At 59.8% G+C, this 11,848-nt stretch carries 10 protein-coding genes and 1 pseudogene; 4 read left to right on the top strand and 7 right to left on the bottom strand.

All coding sequences use genetic code 11. The features are described from left to right. Positions 1-287 precede the first annotated feature (287 nt). The gene (locus tag IVB27_RS20240; RefSeq protein ID WP_247445048.1) at positions 288-800 is read left to right on the top strand and encodes a GNAT family N-acetyltransferase; all 513 of its coding nucleotides are present in this window, start codon (positions 288-290) and stop codon (positions 798-800) included. A gap of 577 nt (positions 801-1,377) precedes the next feature. Here IVB27_RS20240 and IVB27_RS20245 read toward each other — a convergent pair. From IVB27_RS20245 to IVB27_RS20270, 6 genes and pseudogenes are all read right to left on the bottom strand, one after another. Further along, positions 1,378-2,258, bottom strand: a pseudogene (locus tag IVB27_RS20245) (SMP-30/gluconolactonase/LRE family protein); the annotation flags it as partial. Further along, the gene (locus tag IVB27_RS20250) at positions 2,255-3,082 is read right to left on the bottom strand and encodes a citryl-CoA lyase (protein WP_018454574.1); all 828 of its coding nucleotides are present in this window, start codon (positions 3,080-3,082) and stop codon (positions 2,255-2,257) included. The gene IVB27_RS20250 and the pseudogene IVB27_RS20245, both read right to left, overlap by 4 nt. Positions 3,083-3,137: 55 nt before the next feature. Further along, a complete protein-coding gene (locus IVB27_RS20255; RefSeq protein ID WP_018454575.1) occupies positions 3,138-4,403 on the bottom strand; it encodes a CaiB/BaiF CoA transferase family protein in 1,266 nt (421 codons plus the stop codon). A 54-nt stretch (positions 4,404-4,457) separates the two neighbouring features. Continuing rightward, positions 4,458-5,480 carry an ABC transporter substrate-binding protein gene (locus tag IVB27_RS20260; protein WP_247406405.1) on the bottom strand — a complete coding sequence of 341 codons (1,023 nt, stop codon included), beginning with the start codon at positions 5,478-5,480 and terminating at the stop codon, positions 4,458-4,460. A 33-nt stretch (positions 5,481-5,513) separates the two neighbouring features. Then, complete coding sequence (locus tag IVB27_RS20265; RefSeq protein WP_247283999.1) at positions 5,514-6,287, bottom strand: ABC transporter permease; 774 nt, start codon at positions 6,285-6,287, stop codon at positions 5,514-5,516. Continuing rightward, positions 6,271-7,059, bottom strand: coding sequence for an ABC transporter ATP-binding protein (locus IVB27_RS20270; protein WP_247299133.1), 789 nt, complete (start codon positions 7,057-7,059; stop codon positions 6,271-6,273). The genes IVB27_RS20265 and IVB27_RS20270 overlap by 17 nt, the downstream gene beginning before the upstream one ends. Before the next feature lie 164 nt (positions 7,060-7,223). Between IVB27_RS20270 and IVB27_RS20275 the strand changes: the two genes are divergently transcribed. The 3 genes from IVB27_RS20275 (at position 7,224) to IVB27_RS20285 (ending at position 11,405) form a co-directional block, all read left to right on the top strand. After that, positions 7,224-7,913, top strand: a complete 690-nt coding sequence (locus tag IVB27_RS20275; RefSeq protein WP_249804631.1) for an IclR family transcriptional regulator — start codon at positions 7,224-7,226, stop codon at positions 7,911-7,913. A gap of 993 nt (positions 7,914-8,906) precedes the next feature. Beyond that, on the top strand, positions 8,907-9,086 hold the full coding sequence (locus tag IVB27_RS20280; RefSeq protein ID WP_247445049.1) for a hypothetical protein: 180 nt from the start codon (positions 8,907-8,909) through the stop codon (positions 9,084-9,086). Between the two features lie 612 nt (positions 9,087-9,698). Continuing rightward, positions 9,699-11,405, top strand: a complete 1,707-nt coding sequence (locus tag IVB27_RS20285; protein ID WP_247347479.1) for an outer membrane beta-barrel protein — start codon at positions 9,699-9,701, stop codon at positions 11,403-11,405. Between the two features lie 96 nt (positions 11,406-11,501). On the opposite strand, the gene IVB27_RS20290 is transcribed toward IVB27_RS20285, so the two are convergent. Beyond that, the coding region (locus IVB27_RS20290) for a hypothetical protein (protein ID WP_247445050.1) at positions 11,502-11,848 on the bottom strand (347 nt) is incomplete at its 5' end.

Here is an 11,848-nt window from a genome sequence, read left to right on the forward strand (position 1 = left end):
ATCAGCAATCACTCCTACGAAATGTTTGATCGGCATGGCCGGCCTGCCCACGCGCGAATGTGCCGTCTCGTGGATTCCCTATCTAGTCGAAGGAGATCCAACTGAGTTCGCAGCGGGTCAAGCCGCGGTCGATTCTGAGAACGGCAACAGCTTGCACTTACCTCACCTCTGTTGGTTATAGCGAGTGCGGACGTCCTATTCCCTATCGAGCTTGATAGTTTCTCTCAGTTGCGTTCTCTGTATCCTTCTGAACATGGATATCCTCAAGAGGGACTGGAGGGACTAACGTGACGGGTGTTCGTGTTGGCGCTGAAGCGCAAGGCTTGCCCCACGGGGGCACGGCTTTGCGCAAAGGCGTGCCAGGAGATGAGAACGCGATCGTAGAAGCCGTCGGAAAGCTACTTTCTGAATTAGGTGGTCTCGGACCAGAGTTCAGCCTTGAAGGCGCAAAGCAGACTGCTTTGCGCCTGATTCAGGATCCCGAAGAGGGCTTCATTTTTGTCATCGAGGAACAAGCCACCGGGCAGATTGTAGGGATCGCTGCCATCTCCGCCGTACTGGCCGTGAGAGCAGCTGGAGCGTACGGCGTGCTTCAGGAGCTATGGATTTCTCGGGACTTCCGAAGCTCTGACCGCGGTGGGCATCTCGAGGCGGTACGTTCGGAGGCGAAGCGCCGAGGCTGGCAGATGATTGAGGTTGCGTTGCCCCCTGATGGCTATCCGGCCTTAGAACGGGTACGCCGTTTCTACGAGGAGAGGGGATATCGGGTTGGAGGATTGCGCGCGCGCAAGAGGCTATGACAGTACTGCGACCTCTGCTCCACACTTAAAAGCGCTCCTGGTCCTGTCACTAAAGACTTTCAAGGCAGAAAATCCTGCTGCTTGTTGCTCTCAAAACGAACGCTCCAACGCGTGCGTCGCGGCCGAGGACAATCGAGAACCTCGGCGCTGATGCGGTGCTTACTCCCACTGCGAGCGGGTTACCTCTTCGACTTTTTTGGCGGGTATCAACCATCAAATCGTTCTTCATGGTGCGGAGCGATACGATGGTCTTCTCAAGGCTCGTGGACCGCGAGCGGAAACCTGCCCGGCTAGAAGGCGCGGAGCCAGGTCGGCGGCGGCCCGTTGCGGGCGAAGCCCGACCCAGCCTTACAAACGATAGCCGAGTCGTTCTTTCGTGCTTCCCACACAATGCCGCCAGTTTGGGATCACCGCACACAAATGCGATCCATTCGTCGCCAAGTCCAATGCCTCGGCAACTGGCAAGCCAATCATCTATGGGGCTTCTTCCTGCAACTTGATTCGGTGGACCGTCGCGTAAAGGGATTCGGTACCACGCTGTCGCTCCTGCTGGCGAACGTTCAAGGAAGGTGACGAAATCAGCCATCAACACTGATTCGGTAGAGGATTCTGTAATGAGCAATGTGCCGTTTGCCGCCTCCAATACGAGGTTCGTGCAGGTCGCCCCAGCGCAGGACTTGATGCGGGCGATCGTTTCGCCGTTCGGCGCCATGACGAAGACGTGGCCGAGGGAGGCGAGCGCGACAAAGAGCCGCCCGTTTTGATCCATCGTCAGCCCGTCAGGACCGCTGGTCCCGAAGGACAAGCTGAACCGTCCCACCTTCGCAGCCCCGCCGTCACGCATCAGCGGCACGCGCCTGCTGCTGTTGTCGCGCGTCATTGCAACGAACAACACGGCCTCGTCGGCGCTGAGCACCAGCCCGCTCGGGCTTGGCCAGTTCGAAATCAGGCAATCGAGCCGGCCGGCAGGACACAGTCGGACACCCAGCCGGTCGGATCGTGCACTCCAGTTCGCCCCTGATCGGTGAAATAGATGTCGCCGTTAGTCGCGGTATGCAGGTCGTTGCAGCCTCTGAAGGACTCGCAATTGCGGTTGCCCCAGAAGCGGGCTGATAGTATCCCGCTGCGGATCGAGCTCCATGAGGCCGTTCATGTAGTCGGCCACCAGCCCCCGGCCATCAGGTGCGATCTTCAGACCAATCGGCCAGCCGTCATATTCGATTATCAGAGACCAGATCCCGTCGCGCGAAATCCGGAAAATGCGGCCGAAGGGGATATCGACGACGTAGAGATCCCCGGACTTGTCGAACGACGGCCCCTCGATGAAACAATCCACCGATGGCCTCCGCGGTTGGCATCCGGCCCATTTCGAGGAAACACCACGGCGACGAAATTCCGCGGCATCGACGAGAACACGCGGGTCTCAGCCAGCTGAGGCGGCTTGTCGAGATACATCATGACGGGCCTCCCAGCGTGCGGCGCGGCTGTCCCTCATATTTGTAGCCAAACTGCTTGGGCATCGGTCCCTTGTTACGATCCTTGCGCCTGGTCTGTTCCCAGGCGTGGGCCAGGATTCCGACCGCTCGCGACAGGCAGAAGACGCCGCGCGCCAGCGGTGGCGCGAATCCGAGCTCGCCGTAAATGACCGCGGTCGCGCCATCAATGTTCATTGGGATGAGTTTGCCCTTGCGCTGCTGCATCACCCGCTCGATCGCGCGGGCGGCCTTGGCATAGTCGCCGCTGACACTGCCCTCAGCACTTGCGTCATCCACCAGCGCCAATAGCGGTGCGGCGCGGGGGTCGACCGAATGAAACCGGTGGCCGAAGCCGGGCAGATATTTGCCGCACCTTGCAGTGAAATGGTCAATTGCGGCGGCCGCGGCCTCGCCGATCTCTAGGCCATCGCGCCTCCGCAGCACATCTTCGTAGAGTTCGACCGCCTGCTCCCCTGCTCCGCCGTGCACCTCATCGAGTGTATTGATGGCGGACGCCATCGCACCATTCAGGGGCAGCCCACAGCTCACCGCCATCTGCGCAATTGCGATGGAGGGCGCGTGCGGACCGTGGTCAACGGACGCGACCAGCGCAGCTTGCAGCAGCCGCTCCTGCGCTGGCGTCGGCAGATCGCCGCGCAACATCAGCCAGATCATGGCGGGAAAGGAAATCCGGCCGATCAAATCTTCGATTGGATAACCCCGATAGGCGATGCGACCGGGCGCGATGTCGCAGATGGAGGTTCGCCACCAACGGGCCGCTTGCTGCCGCAATTCTTCTTCGCTCATTTGCGGTTCCGCCCCTTCAACCCTGCCATTGCCGATCGCCGCAAGCCGTCGAATATCATGATATTGGTCCGTCCGCGGCTACGCGGACGGGCAGGAAATCAGCCGCCCGTTGCTTTGGCGTCCCGACGGCCCGGGTTGAGACCAGCTGCTCGACCTCCGCATACGAATAGCCGAGCCGCTGCAGCCATCGCTCGGTGTCTGCTCCGAGCGTCGCAGGTGGTGAAGGCACCGAAAACTCCTCATCCAGCCGGAAGCCCGGCCGCATGATTCGTAACGGCTGCGCACCATCTTGTTCTGGGGCCAAAGTCTCGACGAATCCGCGCTCTAGGAGCTGTGGCTGCTGCAAGATTTGGGAGACCGTCAGCACGCAGCCTGCGGGGACTCCAGCCAGATTCATTTGGGCCTCCCATTCTTCAGCGGGCTTGCAACTCAACGCCTGGTTCAACTCCGTGTTCAGCGCTGCGCGATGGACCTTGCGCATCTCGCGCTCAGCAAAGCGTGGATCCGTCTTCAGGTTCGGTCGGCCAATCAGGTCGCATAGGGCTTGGTACTGCTTCTGCTCGTTGGCGGAAATGTTCAGCGGGCCTGTTGCGGTGCGGAACGTGCCGGAGGGAGCCGCGGTGAAGTTCTCGTTGCCGATGGGCTGCGGTTCCACACCAGCGTTCAGGTGGTTGGAGACGACCCATCCCATCGCTGCAACGGTGGCTTCGAGCAGGGACACGTCAATGAACCGACCGCGGCCGCTATGCCGCTGTTCGACCAGAGCCGCGGCGATGGCAAAGGCAGCAGTGAGTCCCGCAATCGTGTCCGAGATTGGAAAGCCGGTGCGCAGGGGAGCCGAGGCCGTATCGCCAGTGACGCTCATGGCACCAGACAGACCCTGAACGATCTGGTCATAGGCCGGACGGGCGGACCATGGCCCGCTCTGCCCAAAGCCGGAGATCGCGCAGTAGACGAGACGCGGGTTGTGCCTGCTGAGCACATTAAAGCCTAGGCTAAGCCGTTCCATCACCTTCGGCCGGAAGCTTTCGAGCACCACATCGGCTTCCTTGACGAGTCGCAAGAATACCTCGCGGCCCGATTCCGACTTCAAGTCCAGCGCCACGGATTGCTTGCCGGCGTTCACCGCGACAAAAGAGAGGCCCTGCAAGCGCTCTGCCCTTTGCGGATCGGCGCCGAGGCGCCGCGCGAGGTCGCCGCCGTTCGGATTTTCGACTTTGATGACCTCCGCGCCAAGACGCGCGAGATGATAACCGCAGAACGGACCGGCCAACACGTTCGACAGGTCCAGGACGCGGATGCCGGTGAGCGGCAGAGACATCTGAAGACGCCTTCCTTTAGGTGATCCGATGGTGAGGGCTTGGCCGGCTGGCAGCTATTTCAGTTGTTGTGCGGCGCGTTCCGCAAAACGATTGGTGAAGGTTTTGTTCAAGTCGATCTTTGCGGCAGCAATTTTTGGATCAAAGTCGCTTAGGACGGCCAGCGGGACCTTGGCCGCCTCGATGTCCATCTGTCCGGTTGGCGAGAAGAGCGCTTTCGATGCGTTCATGATTTCGATATTCACCTCGCGATTGTCAGTCTTGTAACCAGGAGGAATCGTATCGACGAGCTGCTCCGTCGGCGTTGCGTTGATCCAGCGGTGAGTTTTGAGCAAGGCGTTGACCAGGCGCTGGACCGTTTCGGGATTTTTGTCGATGAAAGTCTGCTGAAGGTAGAGACACGCGGTCGGATAGGACCCGCCGAAGGCCTGCTTTGAGCCTTCGATCGTGCGCGCATCGAACAGCGCTGTCGCGTTCTTTTTGCGCGCGAGAAGCGTCGCGATGGGATCGAAATAGACCAGGGCATCGACGTTCATGGCCTCAAGCGCCACCATGCCCGGTGCGCCGCTGCCGACGGCAATGATGTTGACATCGCGTGAACCCAATCCTGACTTCTTGATGTAGTAGCGCGCCATACTCTCCGTCGATGACCCCGGCGCCGTGATCCCGAGCCTGAGCCCCTTCAGGTCGGCGCCGGATCTGACCTTGTCGGCGAGGTCGCTGCGGACACCGAGCAGGACGCCGGGAATGTCATTCAGCAGGAACACGCAGGAAATTTGCTTACCCAGCACCTGCATCTGAATGGTATGATCGTAAAAGCCGATAGTCCCGTCGACAGAGCCGCCGATCAGGGACTGCAGAGCCTTTGAGCCACCGGCCTGGAAGTTCTCGACGGTAACGTCAAGGCCTTCTTCCTTAAAGGAGCCAAGCTTCACTCCAAGTTCGACAGGCATATAGTTGAGGATTTGTGACCCCACCGCGATCTTCAATTTTGTTTTCTCGGGCTCGGTGGCATGCGCCAAAATGACCGAGAATGCGGCCAGCGCCACCACCGGCATCAATCTTATGGAAACGTGCATGCGAACCTCCATAATTGAGGGGAGAGCGTACGATCAGCTTTCGTGCGCAGGCGCCGGCCGCCAGACCAGGAGCCGCTTTTCCGCGCAGTCGACAATGGCATCGAGGACAACGACGAAGGCGGAGAGAACGATAATTCCTGCGAACACTCCGGTCGCATCGAGGACGCCTTCGGCCTGCGCAATTAAGTGCCCCAATCCTGCGGACGAGCCGAGATATTCCGCGACCACGGCTCCCATCACAGCCATGCCGACGGACACCCGCAGGCTCGACAAAATCCAGGTCGTGGCGGACGGCAGGTAGACGTGCCGTAGCAGGGACGACTTCGATGCACGCAGCAGGCGGGCATTCGCCAGCACGACCGGATTGACCTCGCGGACGCCCTGGAACGTATTGAAGAATGCGACGAATAGAACCAGCGTGACGCCGAGCGCAACCTTGGAGGTGAGGCCCAATCCGAACCAGATGACGAAAATGGGTCCAAGCAAGATCCGCGGGATGGCGTTGAACATCTTGATAAAGGGCTGAACGACTTCGGCAGCAAATGGGCTTAAGCCCAGCCAGATCCCAAGCGCTGTGCCGATCCCGATGCCAGCCAGGAACGACAGGACCGTCTCCAGCAATGTTATGCCAATATCGCCCCAAAAGTCCGCCGTCGACATCCACTCCCCGATCCTTACGACAAGTGTCGACGGTGCCGGAAAGAAGAAGGGATCGATCAGTCCGGCCCAGACGCCCAATTCCCAGATCAGGATCATGCCAAGCAGGATGGCGAACTGCGTGAGAGCGACCCTACCCCTGCGTGACATAGCTTTTCTCCACTTCGGCGCCGAGCAGCGACCAAATTTCACGATAGAGCGCGACGAATTCGTCGGTGGTCTGCAGCGCAGAAACATCGCGCGGACGAGGGAGCGTGATCCTGACGTCGGCAACCATGCGGCTGGCGGGACCGGCAGACATCACAACGACGCGGTCCGCCAGCGTGATCGCCTCATCGAGATCATGGGTGATGAAGATGAGCGAGCGCCGGTCCGCCTGCCAGAGGTCGAGCAGGATGCGGTGCATGAGTCGGCGTGTGTGAACGTCCAGCGCGGAGAACGGCTCATCCATGAGAACGATTTTGGGCTCCATGATGAGGGTTTGTGCCATCGCAACGCGCTTGCGTTGGCCGCCGGACAATTGATGCAGATAGCGCTCCTCGAATCCCTTCAATCCGACCTTGGCGAGCCAGGGCCGTGCCTGCTCGCGCGCTTTCGCGACCGACCTGCCCTGAAAGACGAGCCCGAGGCCGACATTGTCCTGGGCGGTCTTCCAGGGCAGCAGCCCTTCCTGTTGAAGCATGTAGCCGGACTGACCGTTCAGGCCCGTAAGAGACTTGCCGAAAATGCGAACGTCGCCGGCGGCGGGCTTCAGCAGTCCGGTGACAGTGTTGAGAATGGTCGATTTTCCGCAGCCGGTCGGCCCCACCACTGCAACGAATTCCGTCTCGGCCACCTGGAGGTTCATGCTTTTGACTGCCGTGAAGTCGCCGAAGCGAATCATGACGTCGTGCAAGTCCACGGCAAGTCCCGGCCGCCCCATTGTTTCGCTCCATAGAACTTGTTCTGAAACCTGGAACCGAGTAGCTCGCGTTCTCACGAGGAGTCAATCGTATTCTGGCGTGCAGGATTGTGCTCGCGCTAACTTGGGTGGACTCATGGCGTCATTTTGACTATTGGTTCTGCAGAGCAGAACCAGAGGTAGCGATGGTAAGAACAGGGGTTGATGCGGTCGGGCGGGCACTGGCAATCCTTAAGGCATTCGACCCGGAGCGCGCCGCGATGACGCTGACGGAGATTGCGAATGCGACTGACCTCTACAAGAGCACAGTCCTTCGCCTTGCCGCATCTCTGGAGGCGGATGGCTTCCTGGTGCGGGGTACGAACCGGCTATTTCGACCCGGACCGGAGCTATGGCGCCTTGGGGCGCTCTATCAGCGCGGGCTCGACCTTGGTGACCTGATCAGACCCTCGCTCCATCGTCTGGTCGAGGCTACCGGAGAGACCGCATCCTTCTACATCGCGGAGGGCGACGAGCGCATCTGCCTTTATCGCGTCAATTCTCCGCGTTCGGTCCGGCATCACCTCGAAGAGGGTCACCGACTGCCGATTGACCGCGGCGCTGCCGGCCGTGTTCTTACCGCCTACCGCGATTCTGCATCAACTGATGGAAAGAAGGTCAGAGATCGTGGCTTCTACGTCTCGATCGGCGAGCGGGATCGTGAGGTCGCGGCCGCAGCTGTGCCTGTGATCGACGTTCATGGCCAATTGCGCGGCGCTCTCTCGGTCTCCGCCATTCGGAGTCGGTTTGATGCAGATGCTCGGAAGGCTGCGATTCTAGTTCTGAAGTCGGAGGCTAAAGCGCTGATCGGTCTGCTGCCCGCAAGCGAGCGCTGAACTACAATGGCAGCGTTCCGTTCATGACGCACAGCTCAGCGGGTGCCGCCAGGGCCTCTCCTAAGCGCAGCGTGCATTTTTCACATTGTTGAGGAGCATCGGGGCGCGAATCGGCGAGGCGTTCTTTTGCAACAAGAATTTGGTGGTGGAAGGAATGCCCTGACAACGACAGAGCGTCGTGCAGTGGTGACGCCCCTGAAGCCGTTCCTGGAGCCGTCCAAGTGATCCCGCCGCAGATCATCCTCGAGCTCGACGCCACCCACCTGTACACGGGCATCAGGAGGGAGGCTTCTTCAAAGGCTACGCTGCTGGATATATGTGCTGGTGTTCTGGAGCCGGCATCTGCTGAGGGCCAAGCTGCGGCGCGCTGACATCGATGCAAGCGCGGCCAGAACGTTGCGCAGATTGTGCGGCCGTTCGACCCATTTGGCCACCATCTTCGGCGTGGTGTTGAACTGGCGCGCGGCGGCGTGCATTGCTCAGTGCCGTTTCCACACACCGCACCATGGCCTCTCGACCTTTCGGCGCTCCTTGAGAGCTTCTGGCAGGCTCGACATCCGCCTGATACGCCGCCTATCTCAGTCCGTCATCACCCAGCTTATTCAGAGATCGAAGTGATCGATGATGATCTCGGTCGTTCAGCCGCCGGCGGCTTACACACGCCGGCTTCGAGCGAATGGTAGCGGAGGTTTGCCTTGGTAGGGTTGGTGCGGTTTGCGCCCGCGACGTCTCGCGCTTCGCTCGCAACAGTCGGGATTGGCAGCAACTCATCGAGATGTGCCGCGTGGCCGATACCGGTTCTGGTCGATCAGGAGACCATCTAAGCGCTGAGGCATGGCAACGACCGCCTGCTGCTCGGGGTAAGGGGCAGCCTCAACGAGTACGAACCGGATCTGTTGCGCCAGCGCTCGCTCTCGGCACGCTGTGAGAAGGCGCTCCGGGACGAGTTGGTTATGGCAGCGCCCGTCGGCTTCATGAAGCCCGGCGACCGTTATGAGAAAGACCCGGATCGGCGCGTCCAGGATCAAGATGGTGTTCGACCAGGTCGAGGAACTGGGCGGATCGCGACAGGCGCGTTGCTGGCGCCACGGGTCCAATCTCGATCCCGGTGAAGCAGACCAGCGGCGATACGGCCCGGCGGCGACCACACTACTCCGCCATCGGCAGGCTTAAACACCGGGATATGGTAGTTCGAGCGCATTGATGTGACGCGCTCGGGGTACGCGATTGCCGTTGCCGGTCTTGAGGCCATTGCGATTGAGGGGGCGGCAATGAGATCGTCGCTGGCGATCAGCACCAGTCGGCGCGCGGTTGGATGGTGTCGGCGGAGAGCATCACGCAACTGATGCCGCCGTTCTTTAGCTCTCTTGCCGGCCGCGGTTGCAGCGGCGATCGCCCCGGGGACCGACGACACCAAGCGGCGCTTCCTCGATCACCGCGCCGAACGATGCGGAGTTGCATGCCCTACACCGGCGTATTGAGGGGCGATGGGACAACTGTTCGAAGCGCGACGCCCTGTCGGACGATAGCAGCGCAGACTGTCAGTCTTGAGACAAATGTCATCAACTTGACGCTACACACCTCACGGAGTGCCTGCAGAGCTTCGAACTCTCTTCGGCACGAGGTTTGCTTTACTCAGTCATCATCATCACCACGCAGTGCGATGGTCTTCGGGACGGGCTCGGCGCATCGCCGTTAGCGTCTGGTCCGCCCCGACGTTTTGCTGCGGCGATAACTTAAGGGCGCTCGGTTGTCGACCGAGAAAATGCAGGGAAGGAAGTATTGGTGCGATCTGGAGTTTTTCTTTCGGGAGCCACAACAATTGCGCTCATCGCAACCGGTGCAGCCAATGCGGCGGACCTTGAGCCAGAAGTGAAACTGCCACCAGCAGTGTGGAGCTGGTCCGGAGGCTATATTGGCGGGCACGTCGGCGGTGGGTACGGCCGAACCTCCTTCGGTAATCCCTACGGTCCGTCAATCTATGGCGGCGTCGTCGATACCCCAGTGTTCCTCGCAGGAGGCCAGATCGGCTACAATTGGCAGAAGAACGGCTGGGTCTTTGGCGTCGAACTAGATGCCAGCGGCGCTGTCTCCGATGGCACAAATACTTGTCTGGCCGCCTCCGGCTTTGTTGTGAGCGCAAACTGCACGGCTGGTCCAAACCTCTTTACCACCGGGACCGGTCGCGTCGGTTACGTGTTGGACGCTCTCGGCCATACGCTGGCCTATCTCAAGGGAGGCGTGGCTTGGCAATACAATCAGGGCAACGTCCTCAATAACTACGAATTCAATGACCTCGGGCTACAGAAGAAAACTCATTTCGACTATGGTCAGGTCGGTGGCGTCATCGGGCTGGGCGTCGAACAAGCGCTTACGCCTGCATGGTCGGTCAACGTAGAGTATGACTATCTGCATTTCGGTGGGCCAAGCGTCGCAACGCCTCCGACGGTGCAGCTTCCGCCGTTCGCAATTCTTCCGGCGAACACAACGAGCCTGTCCAGCAGCTATCACATCGGAAAGATCGGGTTGAACTACCATTTTGGCGCCGCCCCATGGGCGGCGCAATGGGCCGATGCGCCGCTGTATGCGAAAGCACCTGCCGGCGCGCCGCCGATTGCTTACACGGCCGGTTGGTCGTTCGAAGGCGGATCGCGGCTCTGGCTCAGCCGGGGACGATTCCAATGGGACGCCAGCGCTGTTCCCCATGGGATCGCTACTGGAGATCCTAACATTCTTGTATCAAGGCTCACCTACCATGGCCTCGACGGACTTTCCGGGGAATTATTTGGCCGTCTTGACAGCCCGTGGGGAGTGTTCCTGAAGAGCAACGTCGGCATCGGGCGCTTCGATAAAGGAAAGATGAACGATGAAGATTGGAGCCTCCCGAGCAGGGTCTCTTATAGCAACACGATATCGGGCCAGGCAAACGGAAGGTTCACCTATTATACGGTCGACGCGGGTTACGATTTTTTGCGCGGCGCCAACTACAAGCTAGGCGGATTTATCGGCTGGGCCTATTACGCTCAGAACTCCGACACGATGGGATGCATGCAGATTGCCAACCCCATGACACTATGCCCGGCGTCGGCTGATCAAATCATTGGCAGCCAGGATACGCAGTGGAATGCACCTCGCGTCGGCCTGAGCGCCGAAACCATGCTTACCGAGCGTTGGCGTTTAAGCACGGATGTCGCTTACCTGCCTTGGACCGATTTCGCTGGTCGCGACCACCATCTCTTGCGCCCGGGGACGACCTTCGTTGATCAACGCGGCAACGGAGGCGGGGGTGTACAGGTTGAAGGCGTGTTGTCCTACTTCATTACCGATAATCTCAGCATCGGCGTCGGCGGGCGCTATTGGGCAATGTGGAGCGAAAAGGACAGCGAAACGACGTGCACAGGCTGTTATCGGGGAACCACTGCGACTCAGTTTTCAAAGTTCAGCATGGAGCGCTGGGGTACGTTCTTTCAGGCCTCTTACAAGGTCAATTGAAAAGGCCCCACCTTAGTCAAGCTCCAGACACCAGCCCTGCTGGACGAGCATCCTGAAGCCGTACGCGTTTCCCTGGCAGAAGTACCTTGAACCGTCCTAGGCGTTTTCGAAGCTGGAAGTCATTACCGGCGTGGCCCGCCCGGATTTACGTTGGATTCCGCCGCCAAATAATAGTGAGATACTGTCGAGCAGCTGATGGAAACGTGGAAGCGGCGCCAGGCTGAAATCGGTAACTTCAACAAGCTCCGCATTTGCCTTTGTAGGACGATTCGCGAAGTGTGACGGGTGAAAACAAGGTTCAATTCTGATCGACGGGCGGTTCGTAAGACGCACGCACTCATTCACTAGGGTCTGTTGGGATTCAGGATTCTCATCGGGGCTTGGTTGTGATTCAAGCTTGGGATGGACCGATTCGTTTTGACTGACGCCCAATGGGCGAAGAT

It is taken from the genome of Bradyrhizobium sp. 197 (genome assembly GCF_023073375.1).
Taxonomy (GTDB): Bacteria; Pseudomonadota; Alphaproteobacteria; order Rhizobiales; family Xanthobacteraceae; genus Bradyrhizobium.

Excerpts from the sequence above, each read along its gene's own strand:
- IVB27_RS20255 (WP_018454575.1), bottom strand. The coding sequence starts at position 4,403 with ATGTCTCTGCCGCTCACCGGCATCCGCGTCCTGGACCTGTCGAACGTG.
- IVB27_RS20260 (WP_247406405.1), bottom strand. The coding sequence starts at position 5,480 with ATGCACGTTTCCATAAGATTGATGCCGGTGGTGGCGCTGGCCGCATTC.
- IVB27_RS20270 (WP_247299133.1), bottom strand. The coding sequence starts at position 7,059 with ATGGGGCGGCCGGGACTTGCCGTGGACTTGCACGACGTCATGATTCGC.
- IVB27_RS20280 (WP_247445049.1), top strand. The coding sequence starts at position 8,907 with ATGAGAAAGACCCGGATCGGCGCGTCCAGGATCAAGATGGTGTTCGAC.
- IVB27_RS20265 (WP_247283999.1), bottom strand. The coding sequence starts at position 6,287 with ATGTCACGCAGGGGTAGGGTCGCTCTCACGCAGTTCGCCATCCTGCTT.
- IVB27_RS20250 (WP_018454574.1), bottom strand. The coding sequence starts at position 3,082 with ATGAGCGAAGAAGAATTGCGGCAGCAAGCGGCCCGTTGGTGGCGAACC.
- IVB27_RS20275 (WP_249804631.1), top strand. The coding sequence starts at position 7,224 with ATGGTAAGAACAGGGGTTGATGCGGTCGGGCGGGCACTGGCAATCCTT.